At 51.9% G+C, this 17,050-nt stretch carries 22 protein-coding genes; 5 read left to right on the top strand and 17 right to left on the bottom strand.

Annotation, left to right across the window (positions count from 1 at the left end; translation table 11 throughout):
- Window positions 1–45 precede the first annotated feature (45 nt).
- From radC to D0C27_RS19240, 3 genes are all read left to right on the top strand, one after another.
- The gene (radC, locus tag D0C27_RS02845) at window positions 46–546 is read left to right on the top strand and encodes a RadC family protein (protein WP_137430357.1); all 501 of its coding nucleotides are present in this window, start codon (window positions 46–48) and stop codon (window positions 544–546) included.
- Between the two features lie 85 nt (window positions 547–631).
- Window positions 632–1,525, top strand: coding sequence for a hydrolase or metal-binding protein (locus D0C27_RS02840; RefSeq protein WP_137430356.1), 894 nt, complete (start codon window positions 632–634; stop codon window positions 1,523–1,525).
- Window positions 1,526–1,576: 51 nt separating this feature from the next.
- Window positions 1,577–1,723 carry a hypothetical protein gene (locus tag D0C27_RS19240; RefSeq protein ID WP_170978534.1) on the top strand — a complete coding sequence of 49 codons (147 nt, stop codon included), beginning with the start codon at window positions 1,577–1,579 and terminating at the stop codon, window positions 1,721–1,723.
- A 39-nt stretch (window positions 1,724–1,762) separates the two neighbouring features.
- Here D0C27_RS19240 and D0C27_RS19595 read toward each other — a convergent pair whose 3' ends face one another.
- The 3 genes from D0C27_RS19595 to D0C27_RS02830 all read right to left on the bottom strand — a co-directional run bounded on the left by D0C27_RS19595 (window position 1,763) and on the right by D0C27_RS02830 (window position 2,672).
- On the bottom strand, window positions 1,763–1,849 hold the full coding sequence (locus D0C27_RS19595) for a hypothetical protein (protein ID WP_276607172.1): 87 nt from the start codon (window positions 1,847–1,849) through the stop codon (window positions 1,763–1,765).
- Window positions 1,846–2,007, bottom strand: a complete 162-nt coding sequence (locus D0C27_RS19455; protein WP_240688295.1) for a hypothetical protein — start codon at window positions 2,005–2,007, stop codon at window positions 1,846–1,848. The genes D0C27_RS19595 and D0C27_RS19455 overlap by 4 nt, the downstream gene beginning before the upstream one ends.
- An 86-nt stretch (window positions 2,008–2,093) precedes the next feature.
- Window positions 2,094–2,672, bottom strand: coding sequence for an inovirus Gp2 family protein (locus D0C27_RS02830; RefSeq protein WP_137430355.1), 579 nt, complete (start codon window positions 2,670–2,672; stop codon window positions 2,094–2,096).
- A 488-nt stretch (window positions 2,673–3,160) separates the two neighbouring features.
- On the opposite strand from D0C27_RS02830, the gene D0C27_RS02825 reads away from it, so the two are divergent.
- Window positions 3,161–3,976, top strand: a complete 816-nt coding sequence (locus tag D0C27_RS02825; protein ID WP_137430354.1) for a CopG family transcriptional regulator — start codon at window positions 3,161–3,163, stop codon at window positions 3,974–3,976.
- A gap of 96 nt (window positions 3,977–4,072) precedes the next feature.
- Here the strand turns inward: D0C27_RS02825 and D0C27_RS02820 are convergent, their stop codons facing one another.
- The 14 genes from D0C27_RS02820 to D0C27_RS19440 form a co-directional block, all read right to left on the bottom strand.
- Window positions 4,073–4,399 carry a type II toxin-antitoxin system RelE family toxin gene (locus tag D0C27_RS02820; protein ID WP_137430353.1) on the bottom strand — a complete coding sequence of 109 codons (327 nt, stop codon included), beginning with the start codon at window positions 4,397–4,399 and terminating at the stop codon, window positions 4,073–4,075.
- Window positions 4,386–4,637: a type II toxin-antitoxin system prevent-host-death family antitoxin gene (locus D0C27_RS02815; RefSeq protein WP_137430352.1), complete on the bottom strand. Its 252-nt coding sequence runs from the start codon at window positions 4,635–4,637 to the stop codon at window positions 4,386–4,388. Before D0C27_RS02815 ends, D0C27_RS02820 begins: the two co-directional genes overlap by 14 nt.
- 185 nt (window positions 4,638–4,822) lie before the next feature.
- A complete protein-coding gene (locus D0C27_RS02810) occupies window positions 4,823–6,133 on the bottom strand; it encodes an SNF2-related protein (RefSeq protein ID WP_240688294.1) in 1,311 nt (436 codons plus the stop codon).
- Window positions 6,134–6,344: 211 nt separating this feature from the next.
- On the bottom strand, window positions 6,345–6,782 hold the full coding sequence (locus tag D0C27_RS02805; RefSeq protein ID WP_137430351.1) for a single-stranded DNA-binding protein: 438 nt from the start codon (window positions 6,780–6,782) through the stop codon (window positions 6,345–6,347).
- A 592-nt stretch (window positions 6,783–7,374) separates the two neighbouring features.
- The gene (locus tag D0C27_RS02795; protein WP_137430349.1) at window positions 7,375–8,493 is read right to left on the bottom strand and encodes a PFL_4669 family integrating conjugative element protein; all 1,119 of its coding nucleotides are present in this window, start codon (window positions 8,491–8,493) and stop codon (window positions 7,375–7,377) included.
- 47 nt (window positions 8,494–8,540) lie between these two features.
- Window positions 8,541–8,930 carry a hypothetical protein gene (locus D0C27_RS02790; RefSeq protein WP_137430348.1) on the bottom strand — a complete coding sequence of 130 codons (390 nt, stop codon included), beginning with the start codon at window positions 8,928–8,930 and terminating at the stop codon, window positions 8,541–8,543.
- Window positions 8,931–9,186: 256 nt separating this feature from the next.
- On the bottom strand, window positions 9,187–10,821 hold the full coding sequence (locus D0C27_RS19450; protein ID WP_240688293.1) for a hypothetical protein: 1,635 nt from the start codon (window positions 10,819–10,821) through the stop codon (window positions 9,187–9,189).
- A 7-nt stretch (window positions 10,822–10,828) separates the two neighbouring features.
- On the bottom strand, window positions 10,829–11,425 hold the full coding sequence (locus tag D0C27_RS02780) for a hypothetical protein (protein ID WP_137430347.1): 597 nt from the start codon (window positions 11,423–11,425) through the stop codon (window positions 10,829–10,831).
- A gap of 6 nt (window positions 11,426–11,431) precedes the next feature.
- Window positions 11,432–12,037 carry an STY4526/YPO1902 family pathogenicity island replication protein gene (locus D0C27_RS02775; protein ID WP_137430346.1) on the bottom strand — a complete coding sequence of 202 codons (606 nt, stop codon included), beginning with the start codon at window positions 12,035–12,037 and terminating at the stop codon, window positions 11,432–11,434.
- Complete coding sequence (locus tag D0C27_RS02770; RefSeq protein WP_137430345.1) at window positions 12,034–13,773, bottom strand: ParB family protein; 1,740 nt, start codon at window positions 13,771–13,773, stop codon at window positions 12,034–12,036. Before D0C27_RS02770 ends, D0C27_RS02775 begins: the two co-directional genes overlap by 4 nt.
- An 8-nt stretch (window positions 13,774–13,781) precedes the next feature.
- The gene (locus D0C27_RS02765) at window positions 13,782–14,726 is read right to left on the bottom strand and encodes a ParA family protein (RefSeq protein ID WP_137430344.1); all 945 of its coding nucleotides are present in this window, start codon (window positions 14,724–14,726) and stop codon (window positions 13,782–13,784) included.
- 159 nt (window positions 14,727–14,885) lie between these two features.
- A complete protein-coding gene (locus D0C27_RS02760) occupies window positions 14,886–15,647 on the bottom strand; it encodes a glucose 1-dehydrogenase (protein ID WP_137430343.1) in 762 nt (253 codons plus the stop codon).
- A gap of 290 nt (window positions 15,648–15,937) precedes the next feature.
- Window positions 15,938–16,117 carry a hypothetical protein gene (locus D0C27_RS19445; protein WP_240688292.1) on the bottom strand — a complete coding sequence of 60 codons (180 nt, stop codon included), beginning with the start codon at window positions 16,115–16,117 and terminating at the stop codon, window positions 15,938–15,940.
- Window positions 16,118–16,140: 23 nt separating this feature from the next.
- A complete protein-coding gene (locus D0C27_RS19440; protein ID WP_170978525.1) occupies window positions 16,141–16,290 on the bottom strand; it encodes a hypothetical protein in 150 nt (49 codons plus the stop codon).
- 317 nt (window positions 16,291–16,607) lie between these two features.
- On the opposite strand from D0C27_RS19440, the gene D0C27_RS02750 reads away from it, so the two are divergent.
- Window positions 16,608–17,048: an aegerolysin family protein gene (locus D0C27_RS02750; RefSeq protein ID WP_137430342.1), complete on the top strand. Its 441-nt coding sequence runs from the start codon at window positions 16,608–16,610 to the stop codon at window positions 17,046–17,048.
- Window positions 17,049–17,050: the final 2 nt, after the last annotated feature.

Below are 17,050 nucleotides of genomic sequence, written 5' to 3'. Positions count from 1 at the left end.
TCTGTCCGTCCTTCGAGGCGGCCTTTTCGTTGTGAAGGACACAGCATGCGGTATCACAAACTGAAAGCAAGCTCAGAGCCGGGCAGCTACCTCATGGAGTCTGCCCTTGTCACGGAAGACGACATACTGACGATGGCCAAACAGCTCTCTCGCAAACGGTTAAGCAAAGGCCGGTCGTTGACGGCACCACACGTCGTCAAAGACCACGTTCGCGAGCTCATGCACGACTATCAGCATGAAGTCTTCGCGGTACTTCTGCTCGATTCCAGGTTCAGGATCATCGGGTTTCATGAGTTGTTCCGGGGCACTATCAGTACGGCCAGCGTTTACCCGCGGGAAGTCGTCAAACTGGCTTTGCAGCACAACGCAGCCGCGCTCATCATGGCTCATAACCATCCGTCAGGCGATCCCACTCCAAGCATTGCTGACGTCGCCCTCACCAAGACGCTGAGAGACGCCTTGGCACTGGTCGATGTAAAGGTGCTCGATCACATCGTTGTAGCGACTGAAGGGTGCGTGTCACTGGCTGAGCAAGGTGCCATATAAACGCCCGCCATCTTTTTCGCATCCTCGTTATCCATTTGCACATGCCCGTTGCTTGATCAGCGGGCATTCGTTTTTGGAGATCACCATGATCAAAGGACTATCCATCACGCCACCCGTACTGGGTCGGATTTCTATCGGTCGCGTCGTGGAACGCAACGGCAAACGCCTTCCCGAAAAGGACGACCAGTTCACCATCACCAGCCAGGTACAAACCAAAGACGGCTGGATTCTGCACCCCTTGGACGAAACCTTGCGAAAGAACAGCCCCAACGGAAAGCTACGCTCGATTCCCGTGACCCTGCTTTTCAGTGACCCGGATCTGAACCTGCGAGCAGAGTATTCACTGTTTGACCGCAGTAATGGACGCCCGATGTGTGTCGGGAACGGAGAAACATGCCGACGAGTTACCACGACTGGCATCCAAACCCTGCCATGCCCCGGCACCGATGGCTGCGACATGGCCAAAGGCGGTGCCTGCAAGCCTTACGGACGTCTCAATGTGAAGTTAGGTGACGACGATGAACTGGGCACCTTCATCTTTCGCACCACTGGCTACAACAGCATCCGTACCTTGGCGGCACGTCTGCATTACTTCAAAGCTATTTCTGGCGATCTCCTGGCCTGCCTGCCACTGGAATTACGTCTACGGGGAAAGAGTACCGCGCAGTCGCGTGGCACGCCAATCTACTACGTTGATCTGACCGTACGAGAAGGAATGACGCTGGACGAAGCGCTCACCCACGCGCAACAGACCTATGCGCAACGCCAAGCCCTTGCTTACGACCAGCAGGCCTTGGATGCCGTTGCTCGCGCTGGATTTGGCAATGGCGCGTTCGAGGATGATCCAGATGAGGCGCTGGATGTGATGGAGGAGTTCTATTCAGGCCGACCGGTAGAAGACTCCAAGCCCATACAAAAGCCGTCGTTGAACGCAAAGCTGGAAAGGATTGCTGCGGAAGCGGAAGCAGAGCCTGCGTGACGAGGAGGTATCAGGCGCCCCATTACTGCAGCAACAATAAGGAGCGAAACAATGATCAAGAATCTACTTGCCACCGTCGGCTTCGCGGTGATCGTGCATTACGGCTACCAACATTACCTGCATTTCCAACGGCTCAAGTCCGAGAACGAACACTTACGTCAGCGCTGGAAAGATTGCGTGGGCTCAAAACCCCCATAAAGACGACTGCCATCCCTTTGCGGGAAGGAAACGTATCGTTCACGCAGCTCTAGAAGCATGGATACGCTCCTGTATCCATGCTTCCAACTCACTCTTCAACCACCGGGAGCTGCGTCCGAACTTCACCGGCTTGGGGAACTTCCCCTCTTGAATGAGCTTGTAGAACCATTGTCGGTCAGGCCTGTGTACTTCGTCATGAAGGACATATCCACGAACTGATCGTCGATCAAAGGGAATGTGCTGCCGTTTTGAGAAGCGGCCGAAAAGACAATTTTCTCAGTCATGTTGTTCTCCTGTCGTGAAGGCAGAAGCCGATGTCGATCAAGGCGACCGACATCTCTTCCACAACATGACCTGCTGCGATAAAAAACTACAAACTGCTCCCGATTGACCGTTCGCCATCCCCATAACGCTTTGTGTGATTTTTCGCTAAATAACCTGCGCTCCTCACAACGTCTTGAATTTGGGAGCTAATATCAGCGCTATTTCTGTCAAGATAAAATTTTCGTCCGAACTGAACCAGTGAATAAAAATCTGGATGTTTCAAACGCGTAGCACTGAGCCAGGCCTGTCTAATCATGGCGGATAAATTTCCTTCTTCAGCCAGATAATCTCCTAACGAGTGATATACGTCTTTATTGAAAAACAACAAAACGTGATAGTGTTTTTTCCCATTCACATCGCCATACTCCCGAACCCAAACGTAATTCAGGAAACATGACAGCCTCCTACGCCATGCCTTCTCTTTTCGTTTCAGATCCGCATTGATCTTGGCTTTCAGCGATGCGAAAAATCGTGTGATAACACGTGAGTCTGTCGATAGCGTTTCCAATTCAGGAAACCGCAGATCACAGCGAACAACTAGAAGCCTCGGATGAGCCTCTAAGGCTTTAAGAATCGTATTAAAGTTGATTGCTTGGTATTCAGGGTTATAGCGCTGCGATTTCATTCTCATTACCTATGGCGTTTTTGTCATAGGTAATGGTTGTTCTATATTTTTTTATATCAATCACTCGTCATCGCTTTACAGGCATTCTGGATGCCTGTTCTCCCAAGTCACATCCAGCTCTATTACTAAACCAACAATATCTCGATGAGACAGAGGTCCGAAAGTCCATTGCTTGGCCACCACGCGGCTGACGGACTGGCATCCTATACGCTAAATAAAGCTCTGATGTTATCGAGCAGCAGTTGCTCTGCTGATCTGGGATGACTACGCTGAGAGCTCGACCAGCTACAGTAGGCCGACCTTGTGTGCACATACATTGCGGACTACGATGACCTTCTCACCCGTTATTCGTACGTAAGAGTGACAATTTTGTCTATGTAGTACCAATATAGTTCCCAGTATAGTTGCAATGCAGAACGGCCATAGCGCGTGGCTAGTTGCGGTCTAGTTTATAATTGATATAACTATCGATATCCGTGAAATTAGATATGGCCGTCACGATCAACGATGAGCTGCAAGGTTTGTTTTTCCCCTGGGTCCTAGGGCGTCGCGAAACCATTTGGCTATGGATGTATCTTCAATCGGTAGGGGCCCACTTTCACCCTGCCAGTTTTGATACACGCGATACGCGCACTCAAATAGCTGATTACATAAAGAGAAATGACCTTGTTGCCATAGTAAATAATCAGCGATACCACTCTCTCCTTCCAGAGCATGTATTCGACTGGATCGATAAACGTGGACGGCAACCGGGCTGGCTACTACAAACGGCGCAGAACAAATATGGAGGCACCTTGGTATGTCCTGACGCCCTAACACCAAGGGAATGCCTAGTCTCCTGGTTTGATTTTTCAAATGCCGAGAAGAGCAGAAAATTAGATGTCTTGGAACGGCTGAAAGAAGCCTGGGTCGAGCAGCAACTTCAAGACAAAGCCCTCTCTTGGTACGCAAGCGCGGGGAAAGAAAAGCAGAAATGTGAGATCGCTTGGATGTGGTACCAGGAACATCACAGGTCAGTAGCCGTTCAAGCCATAAAGTTCTCGCGGTTTGTAGAAATTCTGGAATTTCTAGATGGCACACCTTTCAGCCAAGAGGAAAAGCTTCATCACCTTGAGCAAATCAAGAAGAGATTCAAGGCCAAGCAAACCTACGCCAACCGCCGAGGCAAGCGACAAACTAACCTCTCTCTCTCTGATGCCGCCAGGATACAGCTCGACCAACTCGCCGAAAGAGAACGCATGAGCAAGACAGAAATTATCGAGCTCCTCATTCAACGCGCCCATGAGATAGGATCCTTGAACTAAATGAAGGCGATGCAAAAGCGGAACCTGTTCTCAGAAATCACGGAAGGCTTCGACTCCCTGGCGAACGTATGAGCAGGTAAGCAGGCCGTGCCTCTGCTAGCCCGAAAGCAAGCGATCAACTGATGCCCGGTAGACCTCCATGTCTTCGCGCTTGGACACCGCCAACACGAGGACGACCAGAACGTCATCCTCAACCAGATAAACCAACCGGTACCCCTGTTTGAGCAGCTTGATCTTGTAGCAATCGCGCAAGTCACCGCGCAGTTCAGCGCCTGGCGGACGTGGCTGTTCCAGGCGTTTCAACAGCAACTTTTTAAGGACTGCCTTGACACTGCCGTCCAGCGCGTTCCACTCGGCCAGTGCCTCGGGCAAGAACTTGAGACGGTAACGCGCCGGTGCCGGGGAGGCATCAGAGACTGTCAATGTCCACCTCGACCGCTGCGCCCTTGTTCGCCAGGCGCTGACGGGCCAGTTCCGCCAAGTCACGATCGGACAGCTCCTCGACCAGCGCTTCGAAGAGCTTGGGGGTGATCATGTAGAACGCCGGGCGGTTGTGGTTGAGTACCGCCACGGGCTTCTCACCCGCCGTGCGCAGGACCTGAGCGGGGTTCTTTTTGAACTCGGACATGCTGACCGAATAATCTGCGTAAATGGTGTCCATAGGTACCTCCCGTTAAATCAGCTACAAATATAGAGCTAAAAATAGCACCATGCAAGTGAGCCTATCTGTGCTAAAAACAGGCCTGACAGCTAAAGCCCCAACCCAAATGGTGAGTACACTGGTGGGTACAATTGAAAAATAGGCTGAAAAATACATTTAGCTGATTGATTTTTATTGTTTTTTATTTACCAATCAATGTTCAGGCGCAGCTTAGTGATTTTGGGCATGGCCATCAGGCTCATATCATCGTAGATCTCCTTATAGGCCGCCAGGCCTTCACTAGGCGAGATGTAACGGACTGAATGGGTCTTGGCGCCCAGGTCGAGTACATCCTTACGCCTGCGTAGCATCCACCCGCCCAAGGCGCGGGCTAAGGCCGCTCGACGATCACGGGAGCCGGTGAACTCTTTGCGGAACTCTTTCAGTTCCATACGGCCAAGCGGGTGGCCGGTAAGTCGCAAGAGCGTGTGCAGCTCAATTTCACGATTCAGAAGAGGTGTACCGGTTACCACATAGCGTTTCGGAATACGCGTGGCCATCACAAAAGCATTGCGCGTACGCCCGGATTTATGCTCCTTAAGATAATGCGCTTCATCAATAGCCATGGCCCCAAACTCAAGCTCGACCTCGCGCACCAGGCCACCCAATCGTTCGTAATTCGCAATGACCCACTGACAACCGTACAAGGTTGAGATCCGATCATCCCCGGCAAAGCCGACTACAGCATCGGGATACACTGCGTGGATCTCGCGTTCCCAGTTGATACGCAAAGAGGCGGGACAGACTATAAGCACTCTACCCTGCCCCGCAGCTAGACGAGCACCTACAACAGTCTGCCGTGTCTTACCCAAGCCCATATCGTCGCCCAAGCACGCTCCTGTCTGACCTGCTAGGTGACGGACGCCATCGACTTGATACTCCCGTAAACCTGCGCCCACAGCGATCGCAGCCAGCACTGCTTCATCGATGTCGACCGCGTTGCTTTGCTCCAGGTCGGCAGACAAAAAACCCGCTCCATCCACATCTTGGGCGGGGCCGCTTTCCCCTTGCTCAGGAGTCGCAGCAGGTACCTGGATGGGCGATTCATCCGCGCTTGATGAAACCAGTTCTTCGAGTACGACGGGCTGCTCATGCACGAACGTATACTCAGGCGCCACGCCTGCCAGGTCACGGAGCACGTGCTGGATGTGCGCCACTTCACCGCGTACTTGCCACGCCGCAGCGGGCTTATGAAATCTCCCCTGTAGCGCACGCATGGCACGCACGCACAGCCCATCGTAAGAAAAGCTGACGGCATGTTGGCCATGGTTGAGCTCGCCTCTGGCCAGCTCAAAAATTTGGACGTCGAGCAGTTGGGTAAAGTAATCAGGCTCGGGGGCCCTTATAGCCGCCTTTAATAGCACAGCAGCCCCGTCAAAATCAACATGCTCACGCAGATAGTGCGCCTGCAACCAAGCTAAGGCATGGTCAGCACTGCCCTGCTCCAATACCCACATCCGCCGTCCAGGACACCACCATGCCCCAGCTTTAGACAACCGGGCGGCCATTCCTGAAATATTGAACAGTTGTAGCCCAAGCCTGCGCCCATCAAAAACAGCTTGAATAAGTAACTCAGGGGCCTTAAGCGAGATTGGGACAATATTCAACGGCAGCACCTTACTTTCATAACACCTCCATATCTATGAACATTGCCCCCTATCTTGTTAATTACGCTGGAACATCCTCATCCGACGGCACATCTTGATCACGAGCTGCCGCAGGCCGGTTTGCTTGCTTGTAGGTGATCGATTCAATGCGTGTGAGCTGCAGGGCCACATCCTCAGCGACGATCTTGATCACCTGTACCTCGGCATTCGTGGTCTCATCTTTGGCAAAGAAATCCCGCTCCTCACCAATGACCAGCACGCGAGCTCCCTTGCGCAAAAACTGTGCGCACGCCTCGGCCTTGCTGCCGTAGATCTCAACCTCGCGCCAGAAGCCCCCAATCTGCCCAACTTCGCCGGTGGCCTGGTCCACCCCGTAACGCCCAAAGTACACACGCATACTGCACACACTAAACTCTTCGCCCGAATTGTTCTTACGAGGAATACGTTTCAAGGTGGGTGAGTCGCCCGGGTTGCCCTTACCAATAAACAAGTTCTGCATATCAACTCCTTTCGGTGAAAAACAAACGACTTGACCATATGGTCGGATTGCCCTGCATTAACTGGATCACGCCCCACTTCGACTCGGAATTGGCCTAGCAAAAGTGGGAACTTTGCGTTGCTGACTCAGTAACTTCAGCTCACGTACGAGTCCGCGCAATTTGAGATGTTGCGAATTGAATTCTTGTGCCTGAGCATTGGCCTGTTCGTACCACTGCCGCAGCACGGTCGGTAGGACCGCATATCTTGAGTGCGCCTCTTCCCATGACAGATGCTTTCTTGTGCCAATCTCTCGCCAACGCAGCGCCATATAGCCGTCCGCTTTACGACGGTGCTCGGCCAGATACATGGAATAGCCAGCCACTTTCTTTGTGGCAGCACAGAGAGCGACCATGTCTGCTTCAACCTGGTCAACTTGCATAAGATGGTGGCGCAACGACTGGGCGGTGCCCCTACCCGTAAAGGGCTTTGTGTCAATCACGCTCTGACACGTTTCGTTCTCCAAGGTCTTCCTTGCCCACTCAACCACATTGACACGTAGACTTCGAGTTCGCTTTGTCATCCTTTCGCCCTTTTCTCACAAATCCCTTTCTTCACACCAAACCCGAATTGGCATCCTGAAACTCGTCGGCTTCGCGCTGTGCTTCAGCTTCAGCCAGTTGCACACCTACTGACTGCAACAGGCTCCTTTCCTTCTCAGTTAATGTGTACCGGCGTCGAGAGTGACGTGGTTGCAGCTTGGCGGTGAACACATCGGCAGGCACCATGCCGAATACTTCGCGCACGAATTCCACCCGCCGCTTGCCCTCTTCTGAAGCATGCTCCGTAATGAAGTCCAGTCGGGACAGTGCATTGATGTCTGGCTGCATGAGCCAACGTGAAAACCTGGCGACCTCATTGAATACGCGACGGATAAAGCGAGTCATTTCTGTGATCGAGCGGCGCATTTGCTGATCGCTTAAGAGCGTCTTGCGACCCAGTGTTTTCTGCAAACGGATGAAGTAGTCATAATCAACAATCAAGCGGCTGATGCTGTATCCGTAGGGGGATCGGAATCCCAGCTGCAAAGACTGCGGTTGAGCAGACTTCAACACGGAATAACTCAACCCACGTTGCTGCTGGCTTGACAGCAAAGTCTCGGCAGCCTTGATCTCCTCTTGCAGCCGCTCATTCACTTCTTCCATGGATTGCTCATGACGCAGCAAAGACCAATCGGCATAGGGATTGTCATTGCCCGTCAATAGCCATAAGCTGCGCAACGAACTGGCAACACGGCGACCACCTACGATAGGGGCCACATCTGAGCCAGGCTCACGCACACGCCCCATAAACAGCCTAAATGCCTCCTTGGTATGCAGGGTCATCAGATCGTCTTCTGAATCGACCAGAGAGCCCAGGTCATCCATAGCGAAGAACTCAGCTGGTTTGACGTCAGGATCAGAACCCTTGCGCGTATGGAATTTGGCCTGCATACGAGCCAATTGATCTCTACGATCTTCCAATTCGATATACCGCTCATAAAGCGGATCATCTTCACTCATCGGGCCCGCCATATACGAGGCCAGCAAGGCTTCTTCGCCGGTAATCGAATACCCATCGGTGAAGGGGGAGTTCTCCTCCGTAGAGAACTCAATAAGAGACTTGGGTGCGGGAATGGTAGCGGGCTTGTCGCTGGACTTGAGTCGTGGCTGCTTATCAGTCGAAGTAGGCATAGGTAATCACTGAGAAGAGAAAAATGAATGGGTGGTGACGGACATCATCAGATCGTTGACCCCTTGAAATCTGCCAGCGGTGTTGCGTTGACAGCATCCAGAAACGGGAACGTATTGGCACGGAACCCAGGCAACATGCCGCTCAAAGGGTCTTGATTGAGAAATTCCAACAAGGCGTCACTGTTGACTGTGACCAAGGTGCGGTAATTGGGCTGAGGCATCACGTTAATAAGCCCCATGGATTCCAACCGCTCGAAGGCACGTTGAACTTGACGGCGGTTAATCTGACCTCGCAATGAGTCCAAAGCCATCTTGGTAGCGGACGTCCGGACTCGACGCTCATCTCCGTGGTCTTGTAGCAGTACATGAAGAACCAGGGCATCGCTGTATTTCTGTAGCCTATGCAGAAGATGAATAAACAATTGTTCGTTAGTCATTAATACGGTCTCCTAAGTCTGTTCTCTTGAGTAGCCCCAATCGGGCTACTTCCCAACCGTTGGGCGGTGGCCCCAAACGGGCTACTCCCCACCCGGTGGGAGGTGACCCGAAACGGGCTACCTCCCAACCGTTGGGCATTGAGACAAAACGTCTTACCTCCCACCCGGTGGGGATTGAGACAGAATGTCTTACCTCCCACCTGTTGGGGATTAAGACAAAATGTCCTACCGAATGGGGTACGGATGAGTCTGGCGGTCATGGCAGCTTCCTCATGGCCTGCACCTGCTGGCGCAACTGAGCAAAGGCCTCCTCTTTCGTCATTGGAGGCAGAGTTGTCGTCAGGTTTGTATTGAGAGCCTTGATGTGCTCTTGGACGGCATCTTGAGCATGTCGATTGTGTTCACGCTGGCTTGCAATGCTTTGCGCATATGCCAGTTGCACACGACCGGATTCCAAGCCGACACGCAGCGAATGCAAGTAGCCAGGAGGATTTGCGATGTGCTTGCCTGGATTGCGCAACTGGCCTTCCAACTCATCAAGCAAACTCTGACGATGCTCTGGCTTGGCAATGGATAGCACCTTGCGCACAGCCTCATGCCATTGCTTGCCAAGCACGCTGGGTAAAGTGACATCAACCTCGTCGTTTTGAAAATTCAAATCATCACGACGACAATCCGCTATCTCGGCCAGTGCCTTGGACTTATCCCCTGCAGACGCCGTGGTGACGGCGGGTCTTGTAGTTGTTTGAAGAGATATTGTTGTATTGTTGTTTCGCGGTTTGGGCAGCTTAGTTTCGCGGTTTGGGCAAGTTAGTTTTGCGGTTTGGGAATCAAGTTTCGCGTTTTGGGCAACTGGGCAAGTTGTGAGGTCGCTTGTTTTTGTGAGTTGTCCACAAGCTGCCTTGGGACTCACTGGGGTCTGAGCAAAGAGACGTCCAGGATTCATACTGGCAGGGTCACGCAGCGCGTGCTGGACGGTTGCGTTCGCCCGTGCTGCGCCAGCACTATCCAAATCAAACAGCGGCCGTTGTGACTGTGTGCCAACTCCAAATAATTTGCTTGATCGTGATGGCGCAGGCTTATGCCCATTCACAGGGACAGGTTTGGATACCGATGTCAGTTTCGGTGCATCAGCAATGGGGGGCTGATCGGTAGACTCAGACTTGAGCGGGTACTGCTCCTGACCGTGCAACAAAGGGCATAAGGCCAACAAGTTAATGCGTATGCGATTGCCGGCTTCCCGGAGTAAACCCATCTGTTTCAGGCGATCACGGGCATTGCGTTGTGTTTTGCTGGTCAAGCAGAGGGCGCTACGAATCGCCTGTTGAGACAGCGTAAATTCACCCTCGATGCTTCGGCTGTAAGTGAGAACATGACGTTGCTGAATCAGCAGATACGATAGGTACAAGCCAGAGGCCACATTGCCTGCAATATCCGCCAAGGGCCGGTAGAAGCTCACGTAGCGCTTCAGCAATGGTGCGAGCTGCGCCCAGCTTGCTTTCTGATCAACAACCGATATCCCCAGGCAAGAAGCGAGACGATCAAGGTTGATACGGTAATGGAGCTTGGCCGGTCCACCAGCCAGCTTTTCCTGAATCAGCGAATGTTGAACAAGTAAGAGACGAGCGCTCTCCTGCTCTCGGGTACTTAATCCCGTTGCTTGCGTACACTGTTTTGCCGTCAGAAAGAACCAGCCATCACGATTTTTATAGTGAACGGCAGTATGCCGAGCCCAATAGAGCGCGTGCCCCAAAAACAAAGCAGCTTTGAAATTGCCCAGCGTTTGAGCCAGGTTTGGGTAGTACTGCACAAACCCTTGGCTGGTGAGCAACTGCATAGCCTCATCAATTAGAGACGCCGTCGTTGTATCGGTGTTTAATGCGGCACCCATAGCCATCTCATCCGTAGCGCTTGGAAAGAACGGGTTGTGACGACGATGAGCCTTGTTGTTGATGAACCTCTTCGAGCGAGTTAGCTAATGAAGCGGATGCTTGGAGAATGGCATCCGCGACAACATTCAGATGCAAGCGGTATTCCGGTACACGGCCTGGCCCCGACTGTTCACTTAACATGCCCAATGCGATCAAATCTCGTCGGCATGTCCGCTGCTGAGAGGCAGTAATCCCGGTGACCTGATGACATTGAGTCGCTGATAGGCGAAAAACATAATCATCATCCTGAAACTCCTCGGGTTTGGCTTGAGCAACACGCTCCAGCACAGACGAAAGCCATAATCCCGTGATGACATTGCCTGTGATATCGACATATAGGCGATGGAAGCTGATTGGCGTTTGCCCCATCAAATTCAACAGCGCCGCTTGCGCTAAAAAGTCTTCCTTTGGCGCGTCTTTATTGTTCTGGGAGCCATCGGCATGAGAGGACGGCAAGGTCCACCCACCCTGTGTCTGGCCATCACAAGCACGCTCTGACGGAGGCAGAGTCGACGGATGCGGCGCAGTTGTAGAAGTAATTGGCATAGTCATAATTTCATCCATGTGGCTTTATCCTTGCAGTGGTGGTGTCGTCGGCTTTATTTCCAAACCAAGCTCATCATCTTCAGCAAACTCGACAATGGTTTGTTGGAGGACACTGATTCGCAGCTCAGGAAACTGTTGGTGTAAGGCGTAGATTCGGTCTCGGCAGGGTTGCTCAGACATCGATTGCTGAATATCGAACCACGCTCGATGGATGGCATCACGTACAACGACTGGAGGCAGGGCTGTACGACCGCCAGGCTCCCCTCCCGGTCTGAGCTGTGCGCGCAAGTCCCGATACTCCTCGTGGGACAGCTTGAAATACGTACACACCATCCGACGCGAAGCGCCATGAATCACAAAATATTCGCGTAACTTGGCGTGCTCACGCCGCATATCGAGCAGATGTAGCCCCTTGCTGATGAGCTGTTCAGACAGTGAGAACCACATTTCCTGCGGTGAGTTGGCCAGATTCGTGATGTCCCGAGTGGTTCGGTAACGCAAATCATCGAGAAACTCGGGTGAGTAGCCCGCACGCAGTAGAGAGTCCATGTGCCCGCCATCGATTTGCTCAATAATGTGGGCCAGCAACATGCGCCGTAGAACAGGACATTGAATGGGAATTTTGTTCATGAAATCTCCTCCGTCACATCCGGCATGAACAAGGGCACAAACCCGTCCAGTTGACGCTCTGGGTAACGGATCCGAACCCGTTCCATTTCTGAGAGCAGACGTGTGACCAACGGCCCCAATTGCTCATGTCGCAGTACCAGGCTCACGGTTTGGAGCGAGACATGGTCAAATGCCTCGCCCAGTAACTCCTGCGCTCCTTCCTGAAACTGCTCCTCGCCCTGCTCCCAAAGCTGTTTCCACGCAATGGTGAAGCCATCGGCTTCGTATGGGATGAGCTGCGTAAATCGACGATCAAGCTGACCGGTAAGACTGACTAGGATTTTCCACAGGGCTCTGCGGTAAATGACCAATTCTGGTTCCAGCTCAATCCCATCAACATACCCAATACCTTGTGAAGGAAAGTCCAGGTAAAAGCCAAAGATGTGGTAGGGCTGATCGCTTTTAAAAAGCACATCCGACATGTCGATCAGGCTCTGAAACTCGCCTAACACCGTAAATATCGGCTGTGGATCGAACCCCTCACCCTCCCCCTCTCCGCTCAAGACCACGTTCTGGGAGACCGATGGGGAAGCTGGCAAAAAGGCACCGCCAGAACTGTCGGGCTTACTCTTAGGCGTAGGCACACTGGCCAACATTCGACCGAGTGGAGGCTGAGTAGGTGGTTGAATTGCTAACGGCTTGGAGGCCACTGGCGCCGTAGGAGTGGCTTCGATCAGCCTCAGGGTCTCAACCTCCAGGCGCGGGTTCGCCTCTAGAGCCTGGGCCATGGCCAGCAGTTTCTCAGGGGCTACACCCAAGGTGTCAGCGATGGCTGCGTTGACCTCATCAAGCAACTGCGAGACGTCTAAAACCTGCTGAGCACTTTGATCTGCCGTGACAGATTGTTGGCTCATCACAGCGGCGTACTTGTGCAGGATTGTCTGTAGCGCTGTTTCAGCGACTGCTTGCTGGCTAAACTTGTCAGCTAGTTTTAGCCACTGCGAGATCTGCGGTTTCAATAGCAGGTTCACATCGCGTGTTTGTAGCCAGCGCCCGATCGGGGTCAGATACTCAACCGCAAAAAGGAAGTTTTGCAGCATGCTCATGCCGAAATTCAGGCCGCTGGCCTGGCGCAACTCCCTGTTCAGTTCCGTGGTTGAAAGCGATTTGCCCGATTCTTTCTCGAAATGCTCCTTAAACGACAGCACGCCCTGAGCTTTCTCCCAGAACGAAATCTCGCCACGCTGCTCGTTTTCAGCCAGGTGCGCCGCAATGGTCGGCGCGTCCCCTTTCCAGACCTTGACGATGACCGTCAGCCGCGCAAAGCGTTGGTCACCCTCTTCGTACAGCTCTTTCGCAATACGCAGCCGTGTATTCCCGCCACCGTAGACCATATAACGCAGCTGACCAGGACGCCTGGTAACGCTGATATGGTTCAGGATGCCGTTGGCCCGAATCGACGCCTTGATCTCGTCATAGAGTGGGTTTATTTCGGTACGCGGGTCAAATTCGTACCGATCAATATCAGTGACTGCCAAATTTGAAATACTGCCATCGACCACATCCATGGGCGTCATCGCACCCATGGCGTTCAGCGGTGGCGGCGTGCCCATCAGGGAACGTTTGGCGATGTCTTCGTAATTCGATTTTTTTGAGGACACGGGACTGGTATCTCTTAGTGTTGAGCTCAACTCAGCGTTCATGCGCAACTGCGCGGCACGCTGACTGGCGGTCAGCAATTCCGGAGTTTTAGACATGGCGCGCTCTACGAGTTAGTCGTGAGCGGGCTGTCTGGCTCGTCTGACGCGGAGATAGGGACATGCAATGCCGCTAGCGCGGGAGCTAACTCATTGCGGTGATTGGGAGTGAATTTATTGCTCAGATTGGGGATCAATTCCCACAGCAAACTGTGCATGTGATCGCCCGCTCTGACCGGATCAATCCAGTGAGCAGGGACTTGGGCGGTAGCGGCTTTTTTGTAGGCGACCGCTTGGGGAATCTGGGTGGCCAGCACGGTCACACGCCCGCTCATTTCAATGAACTGATTGCGGATTAGGCTGGACATGGTGCGACTGTCGACCGTGTTCTCGCTACGGTTAATCACGCACTGGATTGCGGGCACTTTGTAGCCCAGGTTGGAGGCAGATTCGTGGCGGGCGACCAGTTTGATCGTACCGTCAACAAACTCACGGGCCGACAGAACATCAGGGGCTACAGGAGCGAGAAGCACATCCGCAGCATTGACGGCGGCGTCTTGTAAGTGGCCCACTGCCCCTTGGGTATCGATGATGCAGACATCGTACTGAGCACGGATATCCGGGTTACTCAGGGCCATCCGAATACGCACCAGGCGATCAAGCTGATTGGACAACCAGATTTGAAGGGGGCTGTCATCTCGCTGAGTGTCAGAGCACACAATATGCAAGAAGCCGCCCTGCACGTTCAAACTTGAACGGTCACCCTCGAATTCGGCTGGAGGAAATTCGACGTGACTAATGCAGTCCGTGGTGAGTGCTCCCGACATCACCATTTGCGTTAAGCCGTAAGGGGCTTGATGAGTCAGTTTGTAATAGCGAGTCAGGGATGGCTGAATATCCGCATCAATTAAAAGAACGCGATATCCGAAATCAGCAAGCAATCCACCTAAATTAGCAGTTAATGTAGTTTTGCCAACACCACCTTTAGTGGCGACAGTTGTGAACGTAAGCATTTTAAAAACCTCGTTGAAAAAGCAACGAGTTTTCTGCTTAAATTACTGTATAAAAAATACTAATAAACAGGTGGACTTAACATAAAGCGACATTATGCGATTTTTATAATTATCCAGAACATCGTATTTCAAGGCCCAAAACCTCGTCACCCTCAATGGCTACTTGCCACCGCTCGCATCCAGGAATGTTCCCGTGATAAAGGACGCCTCAGAGCTGGCTAGCCATAAAATTGCACGCGCCACTTCCTCTGCTTGGCCACCACGGCCCATCGGGATGCTGTCCTTTAATCGGTCTACACGGTCTGGCTCGCCGCCACTGGCATGCATCTCGGTATAAATATGCCCAGGCCGAACACAATTAACACGAATCCCTTCTCGGGCAACCTCTTTAGCAAAACCTGTTGTGAAAGTCTCCACAGCTCCTTTCGAAGCGGCGTAATCCACATATTCGTTTGGACTGCCAAGCTTGGCCGCTATAGAGGAAACATTGATGACAGAACCGCCTTTCCCACCATGGCGATAAGCCATGCGTTTGGCCGCCTGTTGCGCACAAAGCATGGGACCAATCGTGTTGACCGCAAAAGTGTGTTGTATACGCTCGAAGCTGAGATCTTCCAGACGAGACTGCTGAAACAACACGCCTGCGTTATTTACCAAAACATCAATCCGCCCAAACCTTTGGTCAACCTGCTCAAAGAGTTGAGTAATCTGCTCCGGGTCCGCGCAATCCGCCTTGAAAGCAACAGCTTGACGACCTGTCGCCTCTACTTCAGCGACCACTGACAAGGCATCAGATTCACTGGCGACATAGCTAAGAACAACGTTATAGCCCTGCTTCGCCGCCAGACGCGCCGTCGCAGCACCTATCCCTCGACTCCCGCCGGTAATCAATATGACTGGATAATTTGACGCTACACCCATCTGCCTATCTCCAACATACAGTTTGAGAAAACATCATAAGGCTAAAAACCAAGCTCAGGGCTAGCTGTCCATTTTTCCAGACAGCATAAAGGACGAGGTAATCCCGACCTTTATGCTGCAAGATGCCAGGGGCAAAGCCGGTCTAGTCTTCATGAAAGTATTCGAGTTTGTGATTCCAAGCGCCGGATTCAGTACAGGGTTGCCTATCGGCAAATGCCCTTTGAGTTTGAAGGACGGCAAATTGACCAAAGAAATAGCCAGCTTGGCATTGATACGAGCCGTATCCGAGCTTAGCTGCACAAGGTGGCACTTGCGCGCACACGGCATTGTTCGATAGTCCACTGAATTATCAAACGGGCCAATCCCCTACTACGAGCTGCGCTAGCCATATGCACAGACTCAATCTCTCCACTCCACTCCTCCGGGTGCGACAAATCTGGCATATACGTGATCTGCAAAGCATCTGCCACCGCACCATCAAGCTCAACAACCGTCAGATACTGATTGTGGTTACCTCTATCGCCGCAAAGGCTTCCAGAGAGGACTGGGCCAAAAGCAGGCCGATGTTCACCAGCTTCTCGCCCAGATTATCGTCGGCCAGCATGGCTACGATGGCTTGCTCAGCTGCTTGGTCCGATCGCACCAATGCGTGACGTGCTCTTCACTACGTTGTCCCATTCCACCAGGTCGAACCTGCATTGGGCCAACGCCATGACTGAAGGGGCAGAAAACAGTTTTCGTACTAATCAAGAAAAATTCAGACACTTCATTCATATAAAAACATCGTAATTACGATATTAATTTAAGTTAGGTTGCGAATAATAAAGGAGATAGAAAAGCAGCTATTTTTTTATTTAAATTAAATTGTATTAAAACAATTCAACTGCTATTCTCTGCTTGCACATAAGTGCAAAACAATGTAGTTAGGCGCAACTTAATTAACAAGCTGAGGACTTAACCATGACTGCTAAAGATATTGCAACTGAAGAAAGCAAGGTTCGGGCTTATGCACAATGGATAGAAATTACCATCTTCGTTGTTAACTCAAACTTCAAAGTAGAAGGCGCTTATCTGAAGTGGGGAAAGTTTCATGTCCCTGGAAATAAGGATAAGGAAATAAGTCCTAGCCAAATCAATGGCACCATTATTAAAGACGAAGACTCATACACCATTGCCTCTTGCGGACGTGAAAATGCTTCATCTGGAACGGAAGGAGGCTTTTCTTTATACGATGGTGATAAATTAGTTTTCGAATATTACTGGGATTGCCCCTGGAGTGGGTCCAACAGCGATGAACTCACCGTAAAGGATAAAGAAAACTACACAGTGAGTAAAAAAGGTGGCGGTAGCCCAAGTGGCGCAACAGGCAATATCTTCATTACTGTCGTAAAAAAATCCTAAGG

It is taken from the genome of Alcaligenes faecalis (assembly GCF_005311025.1).
In the GTDB taxonomy this organism is placed as follows: Bacteria; Pseudomonadota; Gammaproteobacteria; order Burkholderiales; family Burkholderiaceae_B; genus Alcaligenes; species Alcaligenes phenolicus.
Note: the sequence above shows the minus strand (reverse complement) of the source record. Positions and strands in the feature narration are given on the sequence as shown.

Coding starts and splice junctions, on each gene's coding strand:
- radC (WP_137430357.1), top strand. CDS start 46: ATGCGGTATCACAAACTGAAAGCAAGCTCAGAGCCGGGCAGCTACCTC.
- D0C27_RS02840 (WP_137430356.1), top strand. CDS start 632: ATGATCAAAGGACTATCCATCACGCCACCCGTACTGGGTCGGATTTCT.
- D0C27_RS19240 (WP_170978534.1), top strand. CDS start 1,577: ATGATCAAGAATCTACTTGCCACCGTCGGCTTCGCGGTGATCGTGCAT.
- D0C27_RS19455 (WP_240688295.1), bottom strand. CDS start 2,007: ATGACTGAGAAAATTGTCTTTTCGGCCGCTTCTCAAAACGGCAGCACA.
- D0C27_RS02830 (WP_137430355.1), bottom strand. CDS start 2,672: ATGAAATCGCAGCGCTATAACCCTGAATACCAAGCAATCAACTTTAAT.
- D0C27_RS02825 (WP_137430354.1), top strand. CDS start 3,161: ATGGCCGTCACGATCAACGATGAGCTGCAAGGTTTGTTTTTCCCCTGG.
- D0C27_RS02815 (WP_137430352.1), bottom strand. CDS start 4,637: ATGGACACCATTTACGCAGATTATTCGGTCAGCATGTCCGAGTTCAAA.
- D0C27_RS02810 (WP_240688294.1), bottom strand. CDS start 6,133: ATGTGGGTATTGGAGCAGGGCAGTGCTGACCATGCCTTAGCTTGGTTG.
- D0C27_RS02805 (WP_137430351.1), bottom strand. CDS start 6,782: ATGCAGAACTTGTTTATTGGTAAGGGCAACCCGGGCGACTCACCCACC.
- D0C27_RS02795 (WP_137430349.1), bottom strand. CDS start 8,493: ATGCCTACTTCGACTGATAAGCAGCCACGACTCAAGTCCAGCGACAAG.
- D0C27_RS02790 (WP_137430348.1), bottom strand. CDS start 8,930: ATGACTAACGAACAATTGTTTATTCATCTTCTGCATAGGCTACAGAAA.
- D0C27_RS19450 (WP_240688293.1), bottom strand. CDS start 10,821: ATGGGTGCCGCATTAAACACCGATACAACGACGGCGTCTCTAATTGAT.
- D0C27_RS02780 (WP_137430347.1), bottom strand. CDS start 11,425: ATGGATGAAATTATGACTATGCCAATTACTTCTACAACTGCGCCGCAT.
- D0C27_RS02775 (WP_137430346.1), bottom strand. CDS start 12,037: ATGAACAAAATTCCCATTCAATGTCCTGTTCTACGGCGCATGTTGCTG.
- D0C27_RS02770 (WP_137430345.1), bottom strand. CDS start 13,773: ATGTCTAAAACTCCGGAATTGCTGACCGCCAGTCAGCGTGCCGCGCAG.
- D0C27_RS02765 (WP_137430344.1), bottom strand. CDS start 14,726: ATGCTTACGTTCACAACTGTCGCCACTAAAGGTGGTGTTGGCAAAACT.
- D0C27_RS02760 (WP_137430343.1), bottom strand. CDS start 15,647: ATGGGTGTAGCGTCAAATTATCCAGTCATATTGATTACCGGCGGGAGT.
- D0C27_RS02750 (WP_137430342.1), top strand. CDS start 16,608: ATGACTGCTAAAGATATTGCAACTGAAGAAAGCAAGGTTCGGGCTTAT.